Origin of the sequence: Saccharopolyspora rhizosphaerae (assembly GCF_003931915.1) — a bacterium.
In the GTDB taxonomy this organism is placed as follows: Bacteria; Actinomycetota; Actinomycetes; order Mycobacteriales; family Pseudonocardiaceae; genus Saccharopolyspora; species Saccharopolyspora rhizosphaerae.
In genome coordinates this window covers 54703-79860 of record NZ_RSAA01000019.1, presented here as the reverse complement: position 1 = coordinate 79860, position 25158 = coordinate 54703, and the positions used below count along the sequence as shown (strand labels likewise).

The window sequence follows — 25158 nt, the reverse complement described above, 5'->3', positions numbered from 1 at the left end:
CCGGGGAAGTTGCTGGTGACGATGTCGCGCAGCACCCCGCGGGGGATCACGGTGTAGGCCTCGGTGACCACGGCACGGTCGGTGAGCAGATCGGCCTGCGGCGGCAACCCACCGGCAGGCGCGAAGTACGACGGCGAGTTCAAGCTAGCTCCTCCTCGACGGGCTCTCACGACACCTGCGAACGCCCGTGACCTGCACTATCCATGTATACGAGGAAAAAGCATAAGCACCCGGCCCCCTCTCCGCCAAGGTCCGGGGCGGGCGGACGAGATCACATCGGGCGAGTTCGGGTGCGGGTGTTGACGGAGTGCGGGACACCGCTTACGGTCTTCCCAACTCGGACGTATACTTTCGCATCGCGGAATTAATCTGCTTCGCACTGCCGCGGAGCGGGAATGGGGAGGCGGCTTGTGACTGCCACGAACGACCAGTCCGGTGTGGACATCCCGCCCGCCTCCAGTGCGCGGCTCTACAGCTACGACCTCGCCCCCACGAAGAAGGACGGCCGGCGGTGGGGCGCCTACAACGTCTTCACGCTGTGGGCCAACGACGTGCACAGCCTCGGCAACTACGCCTTCGCGATCGGGCTCTTCGCGCTGGGCCTGAACGTGTGGGGAATCCTGGCCGCGTTCGTGCTGGCCTCGGCGCTGCTGTTCCTGCTGCTGACGATGTCCGGGTACATGGGTCACAAGGCGGGCGTGCCGTTCCCGGTGATGAGCCGCATCGCCTTCGGCACCAAGGGCGCGCAGATCCCGGCCGCGGTGCGCGGGGTGGTGGCGATCGCCTGGTTCGGCATCCAGACCTACCTCGCCTCCTCGGTGCTCGACGCGCTGCTGGTGGCGATCTTCCCCGGCTTGGCCTCGCTGGAAGAGCAGTCCCTGCTGGGGTTGTCGCTGCTCGGCTGGATCACCTTCCTCGCCCTGTGGGTCGTGCAGGTCCTCATCGTCAGCTACGGCATGCACGTCATCCGCAAGTACATGGCGGTGGCCGCGCCGACCACGTTGATCACCATGCTCGGCCTGGCGGTCTGGATGTTCGCCCGCGCGGACTTCTCGCTCTCGACCTCCACCGCGCAGCCGCTCACCGGTGGCGCGATGTGGTTGCAGGTCCTGGAGGGCGCCGCGCTGTGGGTGGTCATCTACGGGACCTTCGTGCTCAACTTCTGCGACTTCACCCGCTCCGCCAAGAGCCGCCGGTCGATCGTGCTGGGCAACCTGGTCGGGATCCCGGTGAACATGCTGTTCTTCGCCGGCATCGTGGTGGTCCTCAGCGGAGCGCAGTTCCGGATCAACGGCCGGGTGATCACCAGCCCGACGGACATCGTCCAGACGATCCCCAACACCTACCTGCTGGCGCTGGCCTCGCTCGCGCTGATCGTGCTCACCATCGCGGTGAACCTGCTGGCCAACTTCGTCGCGCCGATCTACGTGCTGGTCAACCTCTTCCCGAAGCAGTTGAACTTCCGCCGCGCCGGCCTGGTGAGCGCGGTGATCGGGTTGGTGATCCTGCCGTGGAACCTCTACGACAGCCCGGTCGTGGTGAACTACTTCCTCGGTGGCCTCGGCGCCCTGCTCGGCCCGCTGTTCGGCGTGATCATGGCCGACTACTGGCTCATCCGGAAGACCCGCGTCAACGTTCCCGAGCTCTACACCGAGAACGCGGAGGGCGAGTACCACTACACCCGCGGGTACAACCCCAAGGCGGTCGGAGCGTTCGTCCCGGCGGCGGCGATCGCGGTGGTGCTGGCGCTGGTGCCGGCCTTCGGCTCGGTGGCCGGTTTCTCCTGGTTCATCGGCGCGATCCTCGGTGCGCTCATCTACGCGGTGATCGCCGACCGCAAGCCCGAGGCCCGGGACGTGGACGGAGAGGCCATCGCCGTCGCGGCAGAATGACCTGCCGCACCACAGCAACCACGGAAGAAGTCGAACTCCATGCGCATCCTCGTCGTGAACGTCAACACGACCACGTCCATCACCGAGGCCATCGGTGAGCAGGCCGCGTCGGTCGCGGCTCCGGGAACCGAGATCGTCCCGCTGACACCGTCTTTCGGTGCCGAATCGGTCGAGGGCAACTACGAGAGCTACCTCGCGGCGATCGCCGTGATGGAGACCGTGCGGGCCTACGAGGAGCCGTTCGACGCCATCATCCAGGCCGGGTACGGCGAGCACGGCAGGGAAGGGCTGCAGGAGCTCTTCGACGTGCCGGTCGTGGACATCACCGAGGCCGCCGCGAGCACCGCGCAGTTCGTCGGGCGCACCTACTCGGTCGTGACCAGCCTCGACCGCACCGTCCCGCTGATCGAGGACCGGCTGCGCGCAGCGGGGTTGAGCGACCGCTGCGCGTCGGTGCGGGCGAGCGGCCTGGCCGTGCTGGACCTCGAGCGCGACCCGCAGGCCGCCGTGGAGGCGATCGCCGAGCAGGCAGAACGCGCCGTGCGCGACGACCGCGCGGAGGTCATCTGCCTGGGCTGCGGCGGCATGTCCGGCCTCGCGGAGCGGGTGGTCGCGCGCACCGGCGTCCCGGTGCTCGACGGCGTGACCGCAGCGGTCGCCACCGCCGAATCCCTGGTCCGCCTCGGTCTCACGACCTCGAAGGTGCGCACCTACGCGCCCCCGCGGCCGAAGAAGATGCTGAACTGGCCACCGGCGTGAGGGAGCAGTTCGGTTTGGTTCCGCGTGGCAGGAACACCCGGTAGGGGAGAGCGCAACGGCTCCGCGGACTTCGAGCATCTCTGATCGAGCAGGTCACCACGCGGCGTCGCGGCGTGCGGGCTGAGTCCCTCACCTGACGCAGCGGCTGCCGCCGTGAGCCGCCTGGAACTGCGTGCGGTGCCGGGTTGAGTCCCACGCCGGGAATGCCGCAGGCCCCCACAGCTGTCGGGTGCACGGCGGGAGCCGGGCCCTTCCTGGGCCCGGCTCCCGCCGTGCACGTCGCTCAGACCTCGCCGCGCACGAGCAGCTTCCCCTGCGGCGCTGCGCTCTCCGCGTCGTCACCGGCGATCTGCGTGCCGCGCAGCCAGGTTCCGCGCACCACCCCGGCCAGCGGCCGGCCGTGGTAGGCCGACACGGGGTTGCGGTGCTGGAGCTCGGCGACGTCGACGACGAAGGCGTCGTCGGGCGCGAAGACGCACAGGTCCGCGTCGTTGCCCACGGCGATCGAGCCCTTGCTGCGCAGCCCGGCCACTTCGGCGGGTTTGCGCGCCATCCAGGTCACGACGTCGGAGAGCGAGTAGCCGCGCTGGCGCGCTTGCGTCCAGATCGCTGACAACCCGAGCTGCAGGCTCGACACCCCGCCCCAGGCGACGCCGAAGTCGCCGGTGTCGAACTGCTTGAGCTCCGGTGTGCAGGGGGAGTGGTCGCTGACGACGCAGTCGATGGTGCCCTCGGCCAGCGCCTTCCACAGCAGTTCGCGGTTGGCGGCCTCGCGGATCGGCGGGCAGCACTTGAACTGGGTGGCGCCGTCGGGGATCTCCTCGGCGGTGAAGCTGAGGTAGTGCGGGCAGGTCTCCACCGTCACCTGGACCCCGTCCTCTCGGGCCGAGGCGATCAGCGGCAGCGCGTCCGAGGACGCCAGGTGCAGGATGTGCACGCGAGCCCCTGTGCGGCGGGCCAGCTCGATGACCTGCGCGATCGCGACGTTCTCGGCGCCCTTGGGGCGGGAGGCCAGGAAGTCGCCGTAGTGCTCGCCGTGCGGGGTCGGAGCCTGCTCGATGGCCTCGGAGTCCTCCGCGTGCACGATCATCATCGCGTCGAAGCCGGCGAGCTCCCGCAGCGCGCTCTCGAGCTCGGTCGAGTCCAGCGGCGGGAACTCGTCCACGCCGGAGTGCAGCAGGAAGCACTTGAAACCGAACACCCCGGCCTGGTGCAGGCCCCGCAGTTCGTCGAGCTTGCCGGGGATCGCACCTCCCCAGAACCCGACGTCGACGAAGGCCTTCTCGCGAGCCGTCTTGCGCTTGACCTCGAGCGCGTCGACGTCGACGGTCGGCGGCAGGCTGTTGAGCGGCATGTCGACGATCGTGGTGACGCCGCCCGCCGCCGCTGCCCGGGTGGCGGTGTCGAAACCTTCCCACTCGGTGCGGCCGGGGTCGTTGACGTGCACGTGGGTGTCGACCAGACCCGGCAACAACACCTCGTCCGCCGCCAGCTCCACGACCCGGCCGGCCGGGAGCTCGGAGTCGAGCGGTTCGACCGCGGCGATCCTGCCGTCGCGGACGCCGACGCTGCCGGACGTCTCGCCGTTCGGCCCGATGAGCCGCTGCGCGCGGAAGACGACGTCGAATGCTTGAACCACGCGGGTACCTCCCTCGAAACCGCGACCACGAGGGATCGGATTCCGTGATGCGAAAGTATATCGGAACGTATACGTAAACTACGGCCGGTGTGTTCGCTGGTCAAGAGAGGTGGCGTAGCTCAGAGCACCATGCGTTCGAGGACCATCTCGCGGCTCGCGCGCACGTGCCCGCGGGCGATCTCCGCGGCCCGGTCGGCGTCCCCAGCGGCTATGGCGGCGTAGAGCTCCTCGTGCTCGGCGCACACCCGCTCCGGCTCCAGGTTCAGCCGGAACAGGGCGGCGAGCCTGCCGTGCAGCGGTTCGAGCATCGAGGCCAGCAGCTCGTTGCGGGACACGGCGACGAGCTTCTCGTGGAACTCCGTGTTGGCCTCGGACATCGCGTCGGTGTCGGAGGAGTCCAGCGCCTCGCGGGCGCGCGCGGCCAGCTCGCCCAGCTGCTCGACGTCGGCCGAGTCGCTGCGCTCGGCGGCGAGCTTGGCGGCCAGCGCCTCCAAGGCCTCGCGCACGTCGAAGAGCTCCTCGAGCTGCTGGCGGTCGAGGCTGCGCACGAAAACGCCGCGCCGGCGCGGCCGGACCTCGACCATCCCGGCGCTCTGCAGCATCCGGATCGCCTCCCGCACCGGCACGCGGGACACGCCGAACTCGATGGCCAGCTCCTGCTCGAAGATCCGGTCGCCGGGACGCAGGCGCCCATCGCTGATCCGCGCCTGCAGCTCGTCGTGCACCTGGTCGCGCAGCGGAACGCGGGGGTCCCCTTCGGGCACTTCGGTCACAGCAACGGGCTCCTCTTCGCCGACGTCCTCCTCATCGAGTGTGCACGACGCCCACCCCGCAGCGGCAGTCGAGGCCGAGGACCCGCACCGCGAACCCGGTGCGAAAGCCCAAGGGGGTCGCCGCGCAGGCCACGGGGGACGTTCCGAATGGGGCTCCGTCCTGCGAGTCGGGTCCGCGAGTCTTGACCCGGCGCCCGCCGTCGGGACCCGGCGCCCGCAACCTCCGCGGTGCGAAGTCCTGGCTCGCCCCCGGGCACGGCAGCCGCGACAGCCCCTCACGCCGGGTCGGCACCCTCCGTGGCTCGCCCTGAAACCTGCCCCCCTTCGAACGTCGCGCGCACGTGGAGTCGGAACGTGGGGTGGCGAACTTCGCACGAAGATCGAGGGCGAGCCCTGGCTGTCGAACTTCGCGTGAAGTTCGAGGCTGAGGCGTGGGCGTCGAACTTTCGCGCGAAGTTCGAGGGGGAAGTAGGGGGCAGGTCAGGTGTCGCCGCGGAGGGTGAGGTCGAAGCTGTAGCGGGAGGCCCGGTAGACGTGGGAGCCGTACTCGACGATGGTGCCGGTGTGGTCGTGGGTGATGCGCTGCATGGTCAGCAGCGCGGCGCCGGCGGGCTCGTCGAGGAGCTCGGCCTCCTCTTGCCCGGCGGTGCGGGCGCCGATGGTCTGCTGGGCCGCGTGCAGGTGGATGCCTGCCGCGCGCAGCAACTGGTAGAGGCCGCGCTCGCTCAGTTCCTCGTCGGTCGGGCGGATCAGCGAGGCCGGCAGGTAGTTGCGCAGCTGCGCGATCGGCTCCCCGCGCGCGTAGCGGACCCGTTCCAGGTGCACGACCTCGTCCTCTTCGGACAGTCCCAGCGCACGCGCCGCCTCGGTGGGCGGGTGGCAGAGCTCGTTGGTCAGCACCCGCGTCGTGGGCTGCTGGTCGATGCCGCTGAGGTCGTCGTAGAGGCTGGTCAGCTCCAGCGAGCGCTTGACCCGGTTGAACACCACCTGGGTGCCCGCGCCGCGCTTGCGCACCACGAGTCCTTTGTTGACCAGCGAGCCGATGGCCTGCCGGATGGTGGGGCGGGACAGTCCGAGGTTGGCCGCGAGTTCGATCTCGTTGTCGAGCCGTGCGCCGACGGGCAGCGCTCCCGAGGCGATCGCCTCCTCGATCTGGCTGGCCACCTGGAAGTACAGCGGGACGGGGCTGTGGTGGTCGACCGAGATCTGGCGGGTTGCATCCCAACGGGGGTCCTGGGAGCGATGTCGCATGGCGGTCACCTGGTCACGATAGCAAGTGCACACGACGTAAATAAGTCCGTATGTGCTGACAAAGTCTTGACAGCGGTGGAGCGCGCACGTAGACAAGGGGAGTCCGTGCTCCGGCCGCCCTGAGCGGCCGCGTTCCCAGGAGGCCATCTGCGATGAGCGATCCGTTCGACGTGATCACGATGGGTCGAATCGGAGTCGACATCTACCCGCTGCAGACCGGAGTCCCGCTGCCGCAGGTGGAGTCGTTCGGCAAGTACCTCGGCGGCACCGCCACGAACGTGGCCGTCGCCTCCGCCCGCCTGGGTCACCGCAGCGCGGTCATCAGCCGCACCGGTGCCGATCCGTTCGGCGAGTACGTCCACCAGGCGCTGCGCGGCTTCGACGTCGACGACCGGTGGGTGACCTCGGTCGAGCAGTACCCGACCCCGGTCACCTTCTGCGAGCTGTTCCCCCCGGACGAATTCCCGCTGTACTTCTACCGCGAGCCGAAGGCCCCTGACCTCGAGATCTACGAGGACGAGCTGGACCTGCGGTCCATCGCGGTCGCCCGCATCTTCTGGATGACCGGGACCGGCCTGGCCGAGGAGCCGAGCCGCTCGGCCACGCTCACGGCCCTGCGCCACCGCGCCAAGCGCGGCACCACGGTCTTCGACCTGGACTGGCGGCCGATGTTCTGGCCGGACCAGGCCGAGGCGCGACGCTGGTACGACGAGGCGCTCGCCCACGTCACGGTCGCGGTCGGCAACCTCGACGAGGTCGAGACCGCCGTCGGCACCCGCGATCCCGAGGAGGCCGCCGAAGCGCTGCTGGGGCGCGGGGTCGAGCTGGCGGTGGTCAAGCAGGGGCCGAACGGGGTCCTCGCGCGCACGCGCGACGAGCGGACCGTGGCGCCGCCGGTGCCGGTCGACGTCGTCAACGGCCTCGGCGCCGGCGACGCCTTCGGCGGCGCGCTCTGCCACGGCCTGCTGCACGGATGGCCGCTGGAGCGGACCATGCGCTTCGCCAACGCGGCGGGAGCACTGGTCGCCGGCCGTCTCGCGTGCTCCTCGGCCATGCCCTACGAGCACGAGGTCGAGGAGACGCTGTCCCAGAACTCGGCGCTGAGCGCATGACCACGGCGGAGAGGGAGACCTGGGTGTCCCCGTTGACCATGACCGAACTGTTCGAGGCCCGCGCGACGCGTCCCGAGGCCATCGCCGAGGCGGCCGCGCGGCGCACCCGCCGACCGCTGCTGGGCGACTCCGGCCGGATGATGATCGTCGCCGCCGACCACCCGGCGCGCGGTGCGCTGGCCGCGGGCGGCAACCCGGTGGCGATGGCCAACCGCGCCGACCTGCTCGAGCGGCTGTGCACCGCGCTGCGGCGGCCGGGCGTCGACGGGGTGCTGGGCACCGCCGACGTCCTCGAGGACCTGCTGCTGCTCGGTGCGCTGGAGGACAAGGTCGTCATCGGCTCGATGAACCGGGGCGGCCTGGCCGGCTCGGCCTTCGAGCTCGACGACCGGTTCACCGGCCACCGGGCCGAGGACCTGCACCGGATGCGCTTCGACGCCGGCAAGCTGCTGCTGCGTCTGGACCTCGACGACCCCGGATCGCTCACCACGATGGAGGGCGCTGCCAACGCCGTGAACGAACTCGCCGAGTGCGGGCTGATCGCGATGGTCGAACCCTTCCTGTCGCGGCGGGTGGACGGCAAGGTGCGCAACGACCTCTCGGCCGAGGCGGTGGCGCGTTCCATCGCGATCGCCTCCGGCCTGGGCGGGACCTCGGCCTACACGTGGCTGAAGGTGCCGGTGGTCGACGAGCTCGACGAGATCGGTCGCGCGCTGGAGACCACCACGCTGCCGACGGTGCTGCTGGGGGGCGAGGTGCCCGACGACCCGGCGGCCACCCAGGAGCGGTGGTACAAGGCGCTGCAACTGCCCAACGTGCGCGGGCTGGTCGTGGGCCGCAGCCTGCTCTACCCGCACGACGACGACGTCGCGGGCGCGGTCGACGCCGCGGTCGCGTTGCTGTAGGAGGAGGAGAAGTGGTGAGCAACAAGGGGTTCCACCTCACCGACGGGGAATCAGCGCGCGAGGGCTACCGCACCTACGTCGACCCGGCCACGGCCGGGTGGGGCTACTCCTCGCTGCGGGTGCTGGAGCTGGCGGCCGGTGAGTCGCGCAGCTTCGACACCGGCGACAGCGAGTGGATCGTGCTGCCGCTCAACGGTTCTTGCTCGGTCGCCTGCGACGGCGAGACCTTCGACCTGCACGGCCGCACGAGCGTGTTCGACGGCGTCACGGATTTCGCCTACGCGCCCAGGGACGCTTCGGTGCGGGTGACCAGCACCGCCGGCGGGCGGTTCGCGCTGACCGGCGCGCGCTGCGAGAACCGGCTGCCCGTGCGCTACGTGCCCGCCTCGGGCGTGCCGGTGGAGCTGCGCGGCGCGGGCCAGGCCAGCAGGCAGGTCAACAACTTCGGCGCGGCGCACGTCTTCGCCGCCGACAAGCTCATCGCGGTCGAGGTGCTGACCCCGGCGGGCAACTGGTCCTCCTTCCCGCCGCACAAGCACGACGAGGACCGCGACGGCGAGACGCGGCTGGAGGAGGTCTACTACTTCGAGATCGCCGACTCGCACGGCACGCCCGGGGTCGGCTACCAGCGGGTCTACCCGTCGGGTCCGGACAGCGCGACCGACGTGCTCGCCGAGGTGCGCAGCGGCGACGTGGTGCTCATCCCGGACGGCTGGCACGGCCCGTCGATGGCGGTTCCCGGCTACGACATGTACTACCTCAACGTGATGGCCGGGCCCTCGCCGGAGCGCGCGTGGCTGATCTGCGACGACCCCGCGCACGCGTGGGTCCGCGGCACCTGGGCCGACCAACCGGTCGACGCCCGGCTCCCGTTCTACCAGGCTCCGTCCGAAGTGGAGGCACGATGACGACGCGGAGGCTGACCGTCGCGCAGGCGCTGGTGCGGTTCCTGGCCAACCAGCACACCGAGCGCGACGGGGAGCGGCAGCGGCTGGTCGAGGGCTGCTGGGGCATCTTCGGTCACGGCAACGTGGCCGGCATCGGGCAGGCGCTGCTGGAGTCCGGGGACGACATGCCCTACCTGCAGGGCCGCAACGAGCAGTCGATGGTGCACGCCGCGGTGGGCTTCGCCCGCCAGCGCAACCGGATGTCGACCTACGCCGTGACCAGCTCCATCGGCCCGGGCGCGACGAACCTGGTCACCGGCGCCGCGCTGGCCACCATCAACCACCTCCCGGTGCTGCTGCTGCCCGGTGACATCTTCGCCACCCGGCCCGCCGACCCGGTGCTGCAGCAGCTGGAGGTCCCGCACGCCCGCGACGTGTCGGTCAACGACTGCCTGCGCCCGGTCTCGCGCTACTTCGACCGCATCTGGCGGCCCGAGGCGCTGATGCCCTCCGCGCTGGAGGCGATGCGGGTGCTCACCGACCCGGTCGAGACCGGCGCGGTGACCCTGGCGCTGCCGCAGGACGTGCAAGCCGAGGCCTTCGACTGGCCCGAGGAGTTCTTCGCCGAGCGGGTGTGGCGGGTGCACCGCCCGGTCGCCGACCCGGAGTCGATCTCCGACGCCGTCGAGGCGATCCGGGGTGCCCGCACGCCGCTGATCATCGCGGGCGGCGGGGTGCACCACAGCGGAGCCGAGCGGGAACTCGCCGAACTCGCCGAGCGCACCGGGATCCCGGTCGCCGAGACGCAGGCCGGGCGCGGCTCGCTGCGCCACGACCACCCGTGCGCGATGGGTTCGATCGGCCACACCGGCACCGCGGTCTCCGACGAGCTCGCCCGGGACGCCGACCTGGTCATCGGTGTCGGCACGCGCTACTCGGACTTCACCACGGCCTCGCGGACCCTGTTCGCGAACCCGGACGTGCGGTTCCTCAACGTCAACATCGCCTCGATCGACGCGCACAAGCAGGCTGCGACCGCGGTCATCGGTGACGCGCGCACCACGCTCCGGCAGCTCTCGCAGGCGCTGCCCGGCCACCGCGTCGCCGAGGAGCACGTCGAGCGGGCCAGGGCCGGGGCGCGCCGCTGGGCCGAGGTCGTCGACTCGGTCACCCGCGGCGACGGCGCCCAGCGCCCGGGCCAGGCCGAGGTGATCGGCGCGCTCGAGGAGGTGCTCGGCGAGCGGGACGTCGTGATCAACGCGGCGGGCTCGATGCCGGAGGACCTCAACAAGCTCTGGCGCGCTGAGGACCCGCAGCAGTACCACGTGGAGTACGGCTTCTCCTGCATGGGCTACGAGATTCCGGCCGCGATCGGAGCCCGCCTGGCCGACCCCTCGCGCGAGGTGTTCGCGCTGGTCGGCGACGGCACCTACCTGATGATGCCGACCGAGCTGGTCACCGCCGTGCAGGAGGGCATCAACATCACCGTGGTGCTGGTGCAGAACCACGGCTACGCCTCCATCGGCGGCCTGTCGGAGAAGGTCGGCGGCGAGCGCTTCGGCACCGCCTACCGGTACCGCACCGACGAGGGCACCTTCACCGGCGACCCGTTGCCGGTGGACCTCGCGGCCAACGCCGAGAGCCTGGGCATGCGGGTGCTGCGCGCGGAGACCGGCGACGAGCTGCGCCGAGCCCTCCGCGAAGCCCGCGAGGACCCGCGCCCCACCGCCGTGCACGTCGAGACCGACCCGACCAAGGCGCAACTGCCGCCCGAAGCGTGGTGGGACGTCCCGGTCGCCGAGGTCGCGACCCGCGAACCGACCCGTGAGGCCCGCAAGCGCTACGAGGACCAGGTGGCGACGCGCCGCCACCACCTGTGAGAGGAAAGCAGTGAAGACCATCCAGCACTTCATCGACGGCAAGCAGGCCGACGGCACCTCCGGCCGCCACGGCACGGTCACCAACCCGGCCACCGGCGACGCGACCGGGCAGGTCCCGCTGGCCTCGGTGTCCGAAGTGGACACCGCGGTGTCCGCCGCGTCCAAGGCGTTCGAGTCGTGGGGAACCGCCTCCCTGTCCCAGCGCACCCAGGTGATGTTCCGCTACCGGGAGCTCGTCCACGCCCACCGCGAGGAGATCGCGCGGCTGATCACCGCCGAGCACGGCAAGGTGCACTCCGACGCGCTCGGCGAGGTCGCCCGCGGCCTGGAGATCGTGGAGCTGGCCTGCGGCATCCCGCAGCACCTCAAGGGCGAGACCTCCACCCAGGTCTCCACCCGCGTGGACGTGGAATCGATCCGCCAGCCGGTCGGCGTCGTCGCGGGCATCACCCCGTTCAACTTCCCGGCCATGGTGCCGATGTGGATGTTCCCGGTGGCCCTGGCCTGCGGCAACACCTTCGTGCTCAAGCCCAGCGAGAAGGACCCCTCGGCCACGCTGCGGCTGGTGGAGCTCGCCCACGAGGCGGGCGTGCCGGACGGCGTCCTCAACGTCGTCCACGGCGACAAGACCGCCGTGGACCGGCTGCTGGAGCACCCGGACGTCGACGCGGTCAGCTTCGTCGGCTCCACCCCGATCGCCAAGCACGTCCACGACACCGCCAGCGCCCACGGCAAGCGGGTGCAGGCGCTGGGCGGCGCGAAGAACCACATGCTCGTGCTGCCCGACGCCAACCTCGACCAGGCCGCTGACGCCGCGGTGTCCGCTGCCTACGGCAGCGCCGGCGAGCGCTGCATGGCGGTCTCGGTCGTGGTGGCCGTCGACCCGATCGGCGACGAGCTCGTCGCCAAGATCGCCGAACGCGCCCGGGCGCTGACCATCGGACCCGGCGACGACCCGGCCTCCGAGATGGGGCCGCTGATCACCGCCGAGCACCGCGACAAGGTCGCCTCCTACGTGCCGCGCGCCCGCGCGCAGGGCGCCGAGGTCGTGGTGGACGGCACCGAGCTGGCCGTCGAAGGCCACGAGTCCGGGTTCTTCACCGGCGTCAGCCTCGTCGACGAGGTCACCCCGGACATGGACGTCTACGCCGACGAGATCTTCGGCCCGGTCCTGGCCGTCGTGCGCGCGGAGGACTACCAGGAAGCGCTGGCGCTCATCAACAACTCCCGGTGGGGCAACGGCACCGCCATCTTCACCCGCGACGGGGGAGCGGCCCGGCGCTTCCAGCTGGAGGTGCAGGCCGGGATGGTCGGTGTCAACGTGCCGATCCCGGTGCCGGTGGGCTACCACTCCTTCGGCGGCTGGAAGGACTCGCTGTTCGGCGACCACCACATCTACGGCAACGACGGCGTGCACTTCTACACCCGTGGCAAGGTCATCACCACCCGGTGGCCCGATCCCAGCGACGGAGGGATCGACCTCGGCTTCCCGAGCAACAGCTGATCGTCTGTTACCCGGCTCGACCTGCTTGGCGGTGCGGGCGGCGGAACCTCAGACGTCCTCCGGCTCCGGGATCCGCGACTGGTGCATGACCGCACGGCGTCGCGGCTGTCCTCACCAGAGGACGTCTGAGAGCCCGCAGCGGTGCAAGCTGCGAAGGCGGTCCTCACGGCTCGCGGCTTCGCCGCTTGCGGGAGGGCTGGAAGGCGTCGAAGTCGGTTAGCAGCTTCTCATGGGCCCCGCATGGCACCGCCGCAGGTTCGAGGCGGCCTGCGGCGGAGCCGCTCTCCCAGGTGTGGGTCTCACCCAAGCACGACCACAGGATCCAGGCGACCCGCGGTGGCAGCCGCTTCGTCAGGTGTGGGACTCACCTCGCACCGCCGCAGGTCCTGAGGTGCTTCGTGGCGAGTACGCCCCGACGCCGTGCACCGGCGCACATGGCGCACGGAGACCACGGAGCCGCTCAGGTGCTCCCACCCGCACCGCTGCGCAGAGCGCTTCTGGGAGGAATCACCTCGGGGGTGCTGTGCTGCCTCTGGAGACGAGTTTCGGGTCCAGGACGACTTGTCGTGGGGTGCGGGTGGGGTCTTCGAGGCGCTCGACGGCGAGGTGCACCGCGTGCTTGGCCATCTGCTCGGCGTCCTGGCGGATCGTGGTGAGCGCGACCGGGGCCAGGTGCGAGACGTGGCTGTCGTCGTAGCCGACGATGGAGATCCCCTCGGGCACGTCCACGCCTGCGAGGACGAACGCCCGCAGCACCCCGAGCGCGCAGCGGTCGTTGCTGGCCAGCACGGCCGTCGGCAGCTCCGCCTCGTCGAGCAGCAGGCGGGCGGAGTCCTGCCCGGCCTGCTCGGTGTGCGCGGCCGGGAGGACCCGTGCCCGCTCGCCGAGACCGCGGGCGTCCATCGCCTTGCGGTAGGCCGTGCGCCGCTCGGCCGATCCGGGTTCGTCACCGCCGTCGACGTGCACGATGGCGCGGTGCCCGAGGTCGACGAGGTGGTCCACCGCTTGCCGGACACCCGCGTCGTCGGCCGTGCGGACGTTGTCGACGTGCGCGGCGTCCTCGCGCGCGTTGATCGCGGTGACCACGGCTCGGCTGCCCAGTGCGTCGAGCTGGTCCGCCGCCGCACGCGGCCCGAGCAGGACCAGCGCCTCGCAGCGGTGGCTGAGCAGCGCCTCGACCGCTTTGGCCTCGTCGCGCGAGGGCGCGGTGGCCGACAGCAGGACCTCGTAACCGAGCCGTTCGGCTTCCGGGTAGATCGCCTCGACGAGGTCGGCCTGGAAGGGCTGGTGCACGGTGAGCATCACGCCGAGCGTGCGGCTGTGGTGGCTGGCCAGCATCCGGGCCGCCGTGTCCGGGCGGTAGCCGAGGCGGTCGGCGGCCTGCAGCACGCGCTGCCTGGTCTCCTCGCCCGCGCCCGGCTTGTTGCGGAACACCAGCGAGACCAGCGCGCGGGAAACTCCTGCCGCGCGGGCGACGTCGGCCATGGTCGGCCTGCGGCCGCCCGCGCCACCAGGGCGTGCGGGTTCGTCGATCACGTCACTGATCCTGCCCCATCGGAAAGTTCGGCCAGTTTGGCAGAACGTCTTGACATATTCGTGTGAGCGCCAACATAGTGTTCGAGACTAGAGCGCGCTAGTCGGCGCTCGCCAGGGTTGACTCCCGCCGATTCCCGGTTTCGCAACGCACCGGCGGCCACACCGAACCGAGGAGGGTTCGATGACAGCGACGTCTGAGACCGCCCCGCCCACCGTCGCGGGCAACCTGTGCCTGGGCTCCGCCCCGGACTCCTGGGGGGTGTGGTTCCCCGAGGACGAGCACCAGGTCCCCTGCATCCGCTTCCTCGACGAGCTCGTCGAGGCCGGCTACAGCTGGTTGGAGCTCGGTCCGCCCGGTTACCTGCCCCTGGACCCGCAGCGGCTGGCCGACGAGGTCGGCTCGCGCGGCCTGCAGGTCTCCGGCGGCACCACCTTCGGCGCGCTGCACCGCCCGGAGAAGTGGGACGAGATGCTCGCCTCGGTGAGCAAGGTCGCCGAGCTGACCGCGGCCGTGGGTGCGCACCACCTGGTGTTCATCCCGGACATGTACCGCGACGAGAAGACCGGCGAGTTCAGCGAACCTCCGGAGCTGACCGCCGACCAGTGGCGCGGGTTCGGCAAGGCCGCCGACGAGCTCGGCAAGATCCTGCTGGAGGAGCACGACGTCCGGCTGTGCCTGCACCCGCACGCCGACAGCCACGTCCAGACCCAGCCCGAGATCGAGCGGTTCCTCGACTCCAGCGACTCCCGCTACGCCAACCTCTGCCTGGACACCGGGCACGTGGCCTACGGCGGCGGCGACAACCTCGACCTGATCCGGCGCTACTCCGAGCGCATCGGCTACGTGCACATCAAGCAGATGGACCCGGAGGTGCTCGCCCAGGTCACCGCTGAGAACCTGTCGTTCGGCGAAGCCGTCAAGCGCGGCGTGTGCGTCGAACCCCCGGCCGGTGTGCCCAACCCGGCGGAGGTCGTGCGCGAGTTGTCCACGTTGGACGCAGAGCTCTTCGTGGTCGTCGAGCAGGACCTCTACCCGTGCGAACCCGAGGTGCCGATGCCCATCGCGGTGCGCACCCGGGAGTACCTCCGCGAGTGCGGCCTGAGCGGGACCCGTCGCCCGCAGAACCGGTGACCACCACACCCCTGGGGATCCGCAGCGCGCCCGGTGAGGCGCACCACGAAGGAGTCCGTTCGTATGTCCGAAGTGCACAGTGACGTGCCTGCCCCCGCCGCTGAACCGAGAACCGGCCCCCAGTCCCGCAGGCTGAAGGTCATCACCGTGGTGGCGACCTTCGGCGGTCTGCTGTTCGGCTACGACACCGGTGTCATCAACGGCGCCCTGCCCTACATGCAGTCCGACCTCGGGCTGACCCCGATCACCGAAGGCCTGGTGACCAGCTCGCTGCTGTTCGGCGCCGCGATCGGCGCCTTCACCGCGGGCAGGCTCGCCGACCAGAGGGGCCGGCGGCGCGTCATCCTGTGGCTCGCCTCGATCTTCCTCCTCGGTGCTCTGGCCTGCACCTTCGCGCCGAGCGCCACGTTCATGGTCATCGCCCGCTTCGTGCTCGGCCTGGCCGTCGGCGGTGCCTCGGTGACCGTGCCGACCTACCTCGCCGAGGTCTCGCCTGCGGAACGACGGGGGCGGCTGGTCACGCAGAACGAGCTGATGATCGTCAGCGGTCAGCTCGCGGCGTTCACCTTCAACGCCGCGATCGCCGGGGCGCTCGGCGAGGCCGCGCACGTCTGGCGCTACATGCTGGTGATCGCCACGCTGCCCGCCGTGGTGCTGTGGCTCGGGATGCTGGTGATGCCGGAGAGCCCGCGCTGGCTCGCCTCCCGCGGACGGATGGGCGAGGCGCTGGAGGTGCTGCGGCAGGTGCGCACCGCCCAGCGCGCCGAGAGCGAGCTCGCCGAGGTGGAGCGGCTGGCCGAGCAGGACGCGCAGCAGCGCGCCGGGGGCTGGGCCGACCTGAAGGTGCCGTGGATCCGGCGGCTGATGGTGGTCGGCATCGGCATCGCGGTCGTCCAGCAGGTCAGCGGCGTGAACACGATCATGTACTACGGCACGCAGATCTTGGAGACCTCGGGCTTCTCGGCGAACGGTGCCATCGTGGCCAACATCGCCAACGGCGTCATCTCGGTGCTGGCCACCTTCGTGGGCATCTACCTGCTCGGCAAGGTCAACCGCAGGCCGATGCTGCTGGTCGGCACGGCCGGAACGGCGACCTCCCTGCTGCTGGTCGCACTGGTGTCGATGACGGTGCCCGAAAGCCTGCTGCGCGGCGTGCTCGTGCTGGCGCTGACGGTGACCTTCCTGGCGTTCCAGCAAGGCGCTACCTCTCCGGTCACCTGGCTGATGCTCTCGGAGATCTTCCCGTTGCGGATGCGGGGTTTCGCCTTCGGCCTGGCCAGCCTCACGCTGTGGGTGGCGAACTTCGCGGTGGGCCTGACCTTCCCGATCCTGGAGGACGCGCTGGGCATCGCGACCACGTTCCTGGTGTTCGTCGCGGTCGGTGTGCTGGCGTGCGCCTTCGTGGCGAAGTTCGTGCCGGAGACCCGCGGGAAGTCCTTGGAGAACCTGGAAACCGAGTTGCACGCCCGCTACTCCTGAACCCCCTGAGGACTCCCCATGAAGATCGCCATCGATCCGCACATGTTCCGCGGCCTCCCGATCCGGGAAGCGGTGCGCACAGTCGCCGACATCGGGTACGAGCACATCGAGCTCTCACCGCGCGACGACTTCATGCCCTTCTTCGTGCACCCGCGCGCGGACGACGAGCGGGTCGCCGAGCTCAGGTCGGCGCTCCGCGAGACCGGTGTGGAGCTGGCCAGCGTGCTGCCGCTCTACCGCTGGGCGGGACCGGACGAGGCCGAGCGGCAGGCGGCGGTGCGCTACTGGAAGCGCATGATCGAAGTGACCGCCGAGCTCGGCTGCACCCAGATGAACTCCGAGTTCAACGGCCGCCCAGAACGTCCCTCCGAGAGCGAGGCGGCGTTCTGGCGGTCGTTGGAGGAGCTGCTGCCGGTGTTCGAACGCGAGGGCATCGCGTTGAACCTGGAGGCCCACCCCGATGACTTCTGCGAGGTCAACGCCCCCGCGGTCGACCTGGTGCGGGCCATCAACAAGCCCTGGGTGAACTACCTGTACTGCGCACCGCACACCTTCCACCTCTCCGGGGAGGACGCCGGTGCGGACATCCGCTCGATGTTGCACTACGCCGGCGACAAGCTGGCGCACGTGCACATCGCCGACACGTTCAACCACAAGGCGTCGTCCGGGTTGCGCTACATCCTCAACCCGCCGGGGACGCCGGCGCGCATCCACCAGCACCTCGACATCGGCCAGGGAGAGGTCGACTGGGACGCGTTCTTCTCCACCTTGCGCGAGAGGGACTTCGACGGCATCGCCACCGCGTGCGTGTTCGCGTGGGAGGACCGCGCCGTGGAGTCGTCGACGTACATGCTCGACCGGATCACCCGCGAGCTCAAGCGCTGACCGTCATCACAGGAAGGGAAACCCCTTTGCAGGAACAGCAACTCCGCGTCGGTCTCATCGGCGCGGGCCGGATGGGTGCCGATCACGCGCTGCGGATCCGCGAACGCATCAGCGGGGCGCGGCTCGCCGTGGTCGCCGATCCCGACCTCGACCGCGCGCAGCAGGTCGCGGGCAGCTGCGGCGCCCGCGGCACGGCCGAGGCCCACGAGGTGATCGACGATTCCACTGTGGACGCCGTGGTGATCGCCTCGCCCGGCTCCGTGCACGAGCCGCTGCTGCTCGCCGCCATCGAGCGCGGTCTGCCGGTGCTGTGCGAGAAGCCGCTGACGCCGGACGCCAAGTCCTCGCTGCGCGTGGTGGAAGCCGAGGAAGCCCGCGGGAAGCACCTGGTGCAGGTCGGCTTCATGCGTCGCTTCGACGCCGAGTTCGCCGAGCTCAAGCGCCTGCTCGACGTGGGCGACCTGGGCGCACCGCTGATGCTGCACTGCGTGCACCGCAACGCCTCGACACCGCCGGGCTTCACCAGCGAGATGATGATCTACGACTCGGTGGTGCACGAGTTCGACACCGCGCGCTGGTTGCTCGGCAGCGAGATCGAGGCGGTCACCGTCCGGGCGCCGAGGTCGAGCTCCGGCTCCCCGGAGGGGCTGCTGGACCCGCAGCTGGTGACCTTCGAGACGAGCTCGGGCGCACTGGTCGACGTCGAGATCTTCGTCAACTGCGGCTTCGGCTACCAAGTCCGCTGCGAGGCCGTCGGTGAGCGGGGCACCGCGCTCGTCGGCGCTGACGGCGGACCGCTGGTGCACCGCTCCGGCGGCTGGGGCGGCACGATCAGCGACGACTTCCGGGACCGCTTCGGCGACGCCTTCGACCGCGAGTTCCAGCGCTGGGCTGACGCGGCCCACCAGGGCCGCACCGACCCGAACGCGGCCTCGACCTGGGACGGCTACGCCGCGGCCGCCGCCTGCGAAGCCGGCGTGCAGGCCCAGAGCACCGGGACCAGGGCCGAGGTCGACCTCCGCGAGCGCCCCGACTTCTACGCGCTCTGATCCCACCGCGACCGGCGGTCAGCTCCCGGCGCCGACGTGCGCTGCGTGGCCCACGACCACGCAGCGCACGTCGGCGCCATGCCATCGCGGTGGACCGTGGTCGGGTGCGCCGGACGGCGCGTCCGCTACGAGCTGGCCGGCGCACGCCTGGCTCACACACTCGACGCCCACGACGCCTCGGCCGGCACCGGGCAGAAGGCCGCCGAACCCACTGCCCCCACGTACCCGCAGACCCCTTCCCCACGTCGCGCGCAGTTCGACGGCGGGCTCCCGAAGTTCGAGCCGGGGATGCGACTCGCACCGAGCGCACCCGCACGGACCCCGCAGCAGCCCGGCCTCGGCCGTGAGGCCACGGTGCCACCCTTGCGAGGGAGGGGGTGACATCTCGCGCGACATGTCACCCGCCCCCTGCTCGGGTGACCCTCGTGGCCGGGTGTGGGCACGTCAGGAGGGTGCGCGGGGGTCGCGCGGGTGCTGTGCTGTCGCGCTTCCGGGGGCCTCTGAGCGCGGCGCGAGGCGGAGCGCGCGTTCGGCGGCTGGTTTCAGCGCTTCGGGTGCTGGGCGGTGAGGAAAGCGTCGAGGGTGGCCGTGCGGTGGTTCCGGGCCGCGAGCTCGACCTCGATGGGCGCCGCGCCGGTCTCGATGAGGTGGATCAGGTGGTCGTGCTCGGCCACCGACTGCACGGCGCGGCCGGGCACGAAGCTGAAGGTGGAGTCGCGGAGCATGCGCAGCCGGCTCCAGCCCCGGCGGACCAGGTCCGTCATGTGCTCGTTGGGGCAGCGCAGGAACAGCACCGAGTGGAACTCCTCGTTGAGCTCGGTGAACCGGCGCGGGTCGAAGTGCTCCAGGGTTTCGCGCATGCGGTCGTTGATCGCGCGCGCCTTGGCGAGGTCCTCGGCGGTGAGCAGGGGAGCGGAGAAGCCGGTGGCCGCGCCCTCGACCACCGCGAGGGTCTGCATGGTGGTGACGTACTCGCCCTCGTCGACCAGCGCGACCTGCGCGCCGACGTTCTTCTCGTAGGTCACCAGACCTTCGGCCTCCAGCCGGCGGATGGCCTCGCGGACCGGGACGGTGCTCACGCCGAGCTCGGCGGCGAGCTGGCTGAGCACCAACCGGTAACCGGGCGTGAACCGGTGCGAGACGATCCGGTCGCGCAGCCACTCGTACGCCAGCTGCGATTTGCTGGTGGCGTTGTTCTCCGCTGCTGCGTCGGTGGTCATCGCTCCTCGTTTCGCCGGCGTGGCAGTCCCTCTCGCCCGAGGGGCGGTCCTCCGGACGCTGCCGCGTTCTGCATTGTAATCAGATATGTCATCGTATACGATCCTCGGGCATGACGACCGATGCCGTTCGTTCTCCGGCCGAAGGCCTCGCGCACCACCCGCTCGTCGGGCGGCCGGGCAAGGTCCTCGCGCTGCACCTGAACTACCCGTCGCGGATCGCCCAGCGCGGACGGGCGCCGTCGAAGCCGTCGTACTTCCTGAAGCCGGTGACCTCGCTGGCGGCGACCGACGGGACGGTCGAACGTCCGGCCGGTACCGAGCTGCTGGCCTTCGAGGGCGAGATCGCGCTGGTCATCGGCAAGTCCGCGCGCCGGATCTCGCCGGAGGACGGCTGGTCGCACGTCGCCGCGATCACCGCGGCCAACGACCTCGGCGTCTACGACCTGCGGGCCGCCGACAAGGGCGCCAACCTGCGCTCCAAGGGCGGTGACGGCTACACGCCGCTGGGGCCGGCGAGCATCCCGGCCGACGCGGTCGACCCGGCTTCGCTACGGGTCCGCACCTGGGTCAACGGCGAGCAGGTCCAGGACGACTCCGCCGGCACCGTGGTGTTCCCGTTCGGCGAGCTGATCGCCGACCTCTCCCAGCTGATCACCCTCGAACCCGGTGACGTCGTCCTCACCGGCACGCCCGCGGGGTCGTCCGTGGTGCAGCCCGGCGACGTCGTCGAGGTCGAGGTGGACGTGCCCGGCACCGAGCACAGCACCGGACGGCTGCGCACCACCGTGGTCGAGGGCGTCGAGCCGTTGCCGCAGTTCAGCGCGCAACCGTCGGTCGACGACCACCAGCGGGCCGAGGCCTGGGGCAGCCGGGAGGCGGCCGGGCTGGAGCCGCCGTTCGCGCTCGCCGAGGACCACATCGCCAAGCTGCGCCGGGTCGCCGTCGCGACGTTGTCGGCGCAGCTGCGCAAGCACGGCTACAACCAGCTGTCCATCGACGGCGTGCGCACCGACAAGCCCGGCAGCAAGCTCGTCGGCCGCGCCCGCACGCTGCGCTTCGTGCCCGCCCGCGAGGACCTCTTCCGCAGCCACGGCGGCGGGTACAACGCCCAGAAGCGCACCTTCGACTCGCTCGAGCCCGGCGAGGTGCTCGTGGTCGAGGCGCGCGGGGAGCGGGGAAGTGGCACCGTCGGCGACATCCTGGCGTTGCGAGCGCAGGTGCTGGGTGCGGCGGGCATCGTCACCGACGGCGGCGTGCGCGACCACAGCGCGGTGAAGGAGCTCGACATCCCCACCTTCTCCGGCGGGCCGCACCCCGCGGTGCTCGGGCGCAGGCACGTGCCGTGGGACAGCGACATCACCGTGGCCTGCGGCGGGGCGACCGTGCAACCCGGTGACGTCATCGTCGGCGACGACGACGGCGTGCTGGTCATCCCGCCCGCGCTGCTTGACGAGGTGCTCGACGCCGCGCTCGAGCAGGAGGCCGAGGAGGAGTGGATCGCCGCCCGCGTCGCCGAGGGCGCGGCGGTGGACGGGCTGTACCCGCTGAGCGGCGAGTGGCGCCGCCGCTACGAGGCCGAGCGCGAGCGAGGAGGAGCCGGGTGACCGAGCCGCGGCCACGAGCCTTCAACCCGGGCGTGACCACAGACGATCGCGGAGAGGCGGTACAGCGATGAGCAACCGACCGGGCGCCTGGCGCTCCCGTCCCCAGGAACTGACCGGCTCGATCGCCCCGGTGATCACGCCGTTCACCGCCGAGGGCGAGGTCGACCACGCCTCGCTGGGCAACCTCGTGGAGTGGCAGCTCAAGCAGGGCTCCGACGGGATCTCCATCGGTGGGTCCACCGGCGAGCCCAGCGCGCAGACCATCGACGAGCGCGCGGACGCGATCCGCACGGTCCTCAAGACCGTCGACGGCCGCGCACCCGTCGTCCCGGGCACCGGTTCGGCCAAGCTGGACGAGACGATCGAGCTCACCGGCGCCGCGTTCGACGCGGGCGTCGACGCGGCGCTGATCATCACGCCCTACTACGCGCGGCCGACCCAGGAAGCGCTCTACACCTGGTACAAGACGGTGGCCCAGGAGTACCCGGACCTGCCGATCATCGCCTACAACGTGCCGAGCCGGACGGCGGTGGAGATCGCGCCGGAGACGGTGGCGCGGCTGCACCGGGACGTGCCGAACTTCGTGGGGATCAAGGAGACGACGAAGGACTTCGAGCACTTCTCCCGGGTGATCAAGGCGGCCGGCCGCGACCTGCTGGTGTGGTCGGGCATCGAGCTGCTGTGCCTGCCGCTGCTGGCGCTGGGCGGGACCGGGTTCATCAGCGCCACGGCCAACATCGCGCCCGCAGCGACGAAGAAGATGTACGACGCCTTCCAGGCAGGGCGGGTGGACGAGGCGCTGGACATCCACTACGGCGTCCACCCGCTGGTCGACCTGATCTTCGTGGAGACCAACCCGGCCCCGGTCAAGTGGGTGCTGGCCCAGCGCGGTCTCATCGCCTCCGAGCACGTCAGGCCGCCGTTGATCACGCCGACCGACGCCGGCAAGGAGAAGATCCGCGCGCTGCTGGCCGAAGGCGCGGACCACCTGTCGCCGGTCGAGGACACCGACACCACCGCCGGAGGGAACTGATCATGCAACACGTGCCGGCTGATCTGCCCAAGCGGATCCAGCACTTCATCGACGGCGAGTTCGTCGACAGCCTCGACGGCGACACCTTCGAGGTCCTCGACCCGGTGTCGAACACGGCTTACCTGGAGGCGTCCTCGGGCAAGCGTGCCGACGTCGACCGCGCGGTGACGGCTGCTCGCAAGGCTTTCGACGACGGCCCGTGGCCGGGCATGTTGCCGCGCGAGCGGGCCCGGGTGCTCAACAAGATCGCCGACATCGTCGAGACCCGCAACGAGCGCTTGGCGGAGCTGGAGACCTTCGACACCGGCTTGCCGATCACCCAGGCGTTGGGGCAGGCCAAGCGCGCGGCGGAGAACTTCCGCTTCTTCGCGGACCTGGTCGTGGCGCAGGCCGACGACACCTACAAGGTCCCGGGCAAGCAGGTCAACTACGTCAACCGCAAGCCCAAGGGCGTGGCGGGGTTGATCACGCCGTGGAACACCCCGTTCATGCTGGAGAGCTGGAAGCTCGCCCCCGCGCTGGCCTCGGGGTGCACCGTGGTGCTGAAACCCGCTGAGTTCACGCCGCTTTCGGCCGGCTTGTGGCCGGAGATCTTCCGCGAGGCCGGAGTCCCGGACGGGGTGTTCAACATCGTCAACGGGTTCGGCGAGGAGGCCGGGGACGCGCTGGTCAAGCACGAGGACGTGCAGCTGATCTCGTTCACCGGCGAATCGGCCACCGGCCAGCAGATCTTCGCCAACGCGGCGCCGACGCTCAAGGCGCTGTCGATGGAGCTCGGTGGCAAGAGCCCGGCCGTCGTGTTCGCCGACGCCGACCTCGACGCGGCGATCGACTCCACGGTCTTCGGCGTGTTCTCGCTCAACGGCGAGCGCTGCACCGCGGGCAGCCGCGTCCTGGTGGAGCGCGGCATCTACGACGAGTTCGTGCGCCGGTACGTCGAACGCGCCAACAACGTCAGGGTCGGTGATCCGCACGACCCGGCCACCGAGGTCGGCGCGCTGGTGCACCCGGAGCACCACGAGAAGGTCACCCGCTACATCGAGCTCGGCAAGACCGAGGCCACGCTGGCCGCGGGCGGCGAGCGGCCCGAGGGGCTGGAGTCCGGGAACTACGTGCAGCCGACGGTGTTCATCGACGTCCCGCCGACCGCGCGGATCTTCCAGGAGGAGATCTTCGGGCCGGTCGTGGCCATCACTCCGTTCGACAGCGACGAAGAAGCCGTCCGGCTGGCCAACGACACCAAGTACGGGCTCGCGGCCTACGTCTGGACTTCGAACCTGGAGCGGGCCCACAACGTCGGGCAGCGCATCGACGCCGGGATGGTCTGGCTGAACTCGCACAACGTCCGCGACCTGCGCACCCCCTTCGGCGGCGTCAAGGCCTCCGGCCTGGGCCACGAGGGCGGCTACCGGTCGCTGGACTTCTACTCCGACCAGCAGGCGATGCACATCTCGCTGGCCCCCGTCCACACCCCGAAGTTCGGCGCCTGACGCCGGAGGTGAAGGAGCTTCAACGATGAACGCCGATCTCACCCCTCCCGACATCGTCCGCTGCGCCTACCTCGACCTGGTGGTCACCGACCTGGCCAGGGCCCGCGAGTTCTACGTCGACGTGCTCGGCCTGGTGGTCACCGAGGAGGACGACGAGGTCATCCACCTCCGCACGCTCGAGGAGTTCATCCACCACAACCTGGTGCTGCGCAAGGGCCCGGTGGCCGCCGCGGCGGCGTTCTCCTACCGGGTGCGCACCCCTGAGGACGTGAACCGGGCCGAGCAGTGGTTCGCCGCCCGCGGCTGCCGCACCGAACGGCGCAGGAACGGGTTCACGAAGGGCGTCGGGGACTCGGTGCGGGTGACCGATCCGCTGGGCTTCCCGTACGAGTTCTTCCACGAGGTGGAGCACGTCGAGCGGCTCGCGTGGCGCTACGACCTCCACACGCCGGGCGCGCTGGTGCGGCTGGACCACTTCAACCAGGTCACCCCGGACGTGCCGGAGGGACGGAAGTACCTGGAGGACTTGGGGTTCCGGGTCACCGAGGACATCCAGGACGCCGAGGGCACCACCTACGCGGCCTGGTTGCGGCGCAAGGACACCGTGCACGACACCGCCCTGACCGGCGGCGACGGACCTCGGCTGCACCACATCGCCTTCGCCACCCACGAGAAGCACAACGTCCTGTCGATCTGCGACAAGCTCGGCGCGCTGCGGATGTCGGACGTCATCGAGCGCGGGCCCGGCAGGCACGGGGTGTCCAACGCCTTCTACCTCTACATCCGCGACCCCGACGGGCACCGGGTGGAGATCTACACCCAGGACTACTACACCGGCGACCCGGACAACCCCGTCGTGACCTGGGACGTCCACGACAACCAGCGTCGCGACTGGTGGGGCAACCCCGTCGTTCCGTCCTGGTACACCGAGGCCTCCCCGGTCTTGGACCTCGACGGCAACCCGCAGCCGCTCGTCGAGCGCACCGATTCCAGCGAGATGGCCGTCACCGTCGGCGCCGACGGGTTCTCCTACACGCGCCAGGGGGACGAGGAGAAGGGTTTCAAGCTCGGGACATCGCTATGAGCGCAGGAGCGGACGGTCCTCGCCGGAACCGGTGATCCGCAGCC

20 protein-coding genes are annotated in these 25158 nt (G+C 70.7%); 15 read left to right on the top strand and 5 right to left on the bottom strand.

What is annotated here, in order from left to right; translation table 11 throughout:
* Positions 1–410 precede the first annotated feature (410 nt).
* On the top strand, positions 411–1892 hold the full coding sequence (locus EIL87_RS20130; protein ID WP_233576405.1) for an NCS1 family nucleobase:cation symporter-1: 1482 nt from the start codon (positions 411–413) through the stop codon (positions 1890–1892).
* Positions 1893–1931: 39 nt separating this feature from the next.
* On the top strand, positions 1932–2651 hold the full coding sequence (locus EIL87_RS20125; protein ID WP_125092135.1) for an aspartate/glutamate racemase family protein: 720 nt from the start codon (positions 1932–1934) through the stop codon (positions 2649–2651).
* A gap of 283 nt (positions 2652–2934) precedes the next feature.
* Here EIL87_RS20125 and allB read toward each other — a convergent pair whose 3' ends face one another.
* The 3 genes from allB to EIL87_RS20110 form a co-directional block, all read right to left on the bottom strand.
* On the bottom strand, positions 2935–4290 hold the full coding sequence (gene allB, locus EIL87_RS20120; protein ID WP_125092134.1) for an allantoinase AllB: 1356 nt from the start codon (positions 4288–4290) through the stop codon (positions 2935–2937).
* Positions 4291–4409: 119 nt separating this feature from the next.
* Positions 4410–5063 carry a GntR family transcriptional regulator gene (locus EIL87_RS20115; protein WP_325049492.1) on the bottom strand — a complete coding sequence of 218 codons (654 nt, stop codon included), beginning with the start codon at positions 5061–5063 and terminating at the stop codon, positions 4410–4412.
* 480 nt (positions 5064–5543) lie between these two features.
* Positions 5544–6314, bottom strand: a complete 771-nt coding sequence (locus EIL87_RS20110; protein ID WP_125092133.1) for a GntR family transcriptional regulator — start codon at positions 6312–6314, stop codon at positions 5544–5546.
* 152 nt (positions 6315–6466) lie between these two features.
* On the opposite strand from EIL87_RS20110, the gene iolC reads away from it, so the two are divergent.
* Genes iolC through EIL87_RS20085 form a run of 5 tightly spaced genes read left to right on the top strand, consistent with a single transcriptional unit; the run spans position 6467 to position 12602 of the window.
* Entirely contained in the window at positions 6467–7426 is a 960-nt protein-coding gene (gene iolC / locus EIL87_RS20105; RefSeq protein WP_125092132.1) for a 5-dehydro-2-deoxygluconokinase, read from the top strand.
* 38 nt (positions 7427–7464) lie between these two features.
* Complete coding sequence (locus EIL87_RS20100; RefSeq protein ID WP_199740526.1) at positions 7465–8331, top strand: Cgl0159 family (beta/alpha)8-fold protein; 867 nt, start codon at positions 7465–7467, stop codon at positions 8329–8331.
* Positions 8332–8342: 11 nt separating this feature from the next.
* Positions 8343–9239 (top strand): 5-deoxy-glucuronate isomerase, encoded by an 897-nt coding sequence (iolB, locus tag EIL87_RS20095; protein ID WP_125092130.1) that lies wholly within the window; start codon positions 8343–8345, stop codon positions 9237–9239.
* Entirely contained in the window at positions 9236–11098 is a 1863-nt protein-coding gene (iolD, locus tag EIL87_RS20090) for a 3D-(3,5/4)-trihydroxycyclohexane-1,2-dione acylhydrolase (decyclizing) (protein WP_125092129.1), read from the top strand. Before iolB ends, iolD begins: the two co-directional genes overlap by 4 nt.
* 10 nt (positions 11099–11108) lie before the next feature.
* Positions 11109–12602 carry a CoA-acylating methylmalonate-semialdehyde dehydrogenase gene (locus EIL87_RS20085; protein WP_125092128.1) on the top strand — a complete coding sequence of 498 codons (1494 nt, stop codon included), beginning with the start codon at positions 11109–11111 and terminating at the stop codon, positions 12600–12602.
* Positions 12603–13109: 507 nt separating this feature from the next.
* On the opposite strand, the gene EIL87_RS20080 is transcribed toward EIL87_RS20085, so the two are convergent.
* Positions 13110–14138 (bottom strand): LacI family DNA-binding transcriptional regulator, encoded by a 1029-nt coding sequence (locus tag EIL87_RS20080; RefSeq protein ID WP_233576403.1) that lies wholly within the window; start codon positions 14136–14138, stop codon positions 13110–13112.
* A 181-nt stretch (positions 14139–14319) separates the two neighbouring features.
* On the opposite strand from EIL87_RS20080, the gene EIL87_RS20075 reads away from it, so the two are divergent.
* The 4 genes from EIL87_RS20075 (at position 14320) to EIL87_RS20060 (ending at position 18683) form a co-directional block, all read left to right on the top strand.
* Positions 14320–15270 carry a TIM barrel protein gene (locus EIL87_RS20075; RefSeq protein WP_125092127.1) on the top strand — a complete coding sequence of 317 codons (951 nt, stop codon included), beginning with the start codon at positions 14320–14322 and terminating at the stop codon, positions 15268–15270.
* 63 nt (positions 15271–15333) lie between these two features.
* Positions 15334–16749, top strand: a complete 1416-nt coding sequence (locus EIL87_RS20070) for a sugar porter family MFS transporter (RefSeq protein WP_125092126.1) — start codon at positions 15334–15336, stop codon at positions 16747–16749.
* 18 nt (positions 16750–16767) lie between these two features.
* Complete coding sequence (locus tag EIL87_RS20065) at positions 16768–17634, top strand: sugar phosphate isomerase/epimerase family protein (protein ID WP_125092125.1); 867 nt, start codon at positions 16768–16770, stop codon at positions 17632–17634.
* 26 nt (positions 17635–17660) lie between these two features.
* Positions 17661–18683, top strand: a complete 1023-nt coding sequence (locus EIL87_RS20060; protein ID WP_125092124.1) for a Gfo/Idh/MocA family protein — start codon at positions 17661–17663, stop codon at positions 18681–18683.
* 542 nt (positions 18684–19225) lie between these two features.
* On the opposite strand, the gene EIL87_RS20055 is transcribed toward EIL87_RS20060, so the two are convergent.
* Positions 19226–19903 carry a GntR family transcriptional regulator gene (locus tag EIL87_RS20055; protein WP_125092123.1) on the bottom strand — a complete coding sequence of 226 codons (678 nt, stop codon included), beginning with the start codon at positions 19901–19903 and terminating at the stop codon, positions 19226–19228.
* A 110-nt stretch (positions 19904–20013) separates the two neighbouring features.
* On the opposite strand from EIL87_RS20055, the gene EIL87_RS20050 reads away from it, so the two are divergent.
* The 4 genes from EIL87_RS20050 to hpaD all read left to right on the top strand — a co-directional run bounded on the left by EIL87_RS20050 (position 20014) and on the right by hpaD (position 25114).
* Positions 20014–21507, top strand: coding sequence for a fumarylacetoacetate hydrolase family protein (locus tag EIL87_RS20050; protein ID WP_125092122.1), 1494 nt, complete (start codon positions 20014–20016; stop codon positions 21505–21507).
* Positions 21508–21574: 67 nt separating this feature from the next.
* Positions 21575–22540 carry a 4-hydroxy-tetrahydrodipicolinate synthase gene (gene dapA / locus EIL87_RS20045; protein WP_125092121.1) on the top strand — a complete coding sequence of 322 codons (966 nt, stop codon included), beginning with the start codon at positions 21575–21577 and terminating at the stop codon, positions 22538–22540.
* 2 nt (positions 22541–22542) lie between these two features.
* Entirely contained in the window at positions 22543–24030 is a 1488-nt protein-coding gene (gene hpaE / locus EIL87_RS20040; RefSeq protein WP_125092120.1) for a 5-carboxymethyl-2-hydroxymuconate semialdehyde dehydrogenase, read from the top strand.
* Between the two features lie 25 nt (positions 24031–24055).
* A complete protein-coding gene (gene hpaD / locus EIL87_RS20035) occupies positions 24056–25114 on the top strand; it encodes a 3,4-dihydroxyphenylacetate 2,3-dioxygenase (protein ID WP_125092119.1) in 1059 nt (352 codons plus the stop codon).
* Positions 25115–25158: the final 44 nt, after the last annotated feature.

Excerpts from the sequence above, each read along its gene's own strand:
- EIL87_RS20125 (WP_125092135.1), top strand. The coding sequence starts at position 1,932 with ATGCGCATCCTCGTCGTGAACGTCAACACGACCACGTCCATCACCGAG.
- EIL87_RS20110 (WP_125092133.1), bottom strand. The coding sequence starts at position 6,314 with ATGCGACATCGCTCCCAGGACCCCCGTTGGGATGCAACCCGCCAGATC.
- iolC (WP_125092132.1), top strand. The coding sequence starts at position 6,467 with ATGAGCGATCCGTTCGACGTGATCACGATGGGTCGAATCGGAGTCGAC.
- EIL87_RS20100 (WP_199740526.1), top strand. The coding sequence starts at position 7,465 with ATGACCGAACTGTTCGAGGCCCGCGCGACGCGTCCCGAGGCCATCGCC.
- iolD (WP_125092129.1), top strand. The coding sequence starts at position 9,236 with ATGACGACGCGGAGGCTGACCGTCGCGCAGGCGCTGGTGCGGTTCCTG.
- EIL87_RS20075 (WP_125092127.1), top strand. The coding sequence starts at position 14,320 with ATGACAGCGACGTCTGAGACCGCCCCGCCCACCGTCGCGGGCAACCTG.
- EIL87_RS20070 (WP_125092126.1), top strand. The coding sequence starts at position 15,334 with ATGTCCGAAGTGCACAGTGACGTGCCTGCCCCCGCCGCTGAACCGAGA.
- EIL87_RS20065 (WP_125092125.1), top strand. The coding sequence starts at position 16,768 with ATGAAGATCGCCATCGATCCGCACATGTTCCGCGGCCTCCCGATCCGG.
- EIL87_RS20055 (WP_125092123.1), bottom strand. The coding sequence starts at position 19,903 with ATGACCACCGACGCAGCAGCGGAGAACAACGCCACCAGCAAATCGCAG.
- EIL87_RS20050 (WP_125092122.1), top strand. The coding sequence starts at position 20,014 with ATGACGACCGATGCCGTTCGTTCTCCGGCCGAAGGCCTCGCGCACCAC.
- dapA (WP_125092121.1), top strand. The coding sequence starts at position 21,575 with ATGAGCAACCGACCGGGCGCCTGGCGCTCCCGTCCCCAGGAACTGACC.
- hpaE (WP_125092120.1), top strand. The coding sequence starts at position 22,543 with ATGCAACACGTGCCGGCTGATCTGCCCAAGCGGATCCAGCACTTCATC.
- hpaD (WP_125092119.1), top strand. The coding sequence starts at position 24,056 with ATGAACGCCGATCTCACCCCTCCCGACATCGTCCGCTGCGCCTACCTC.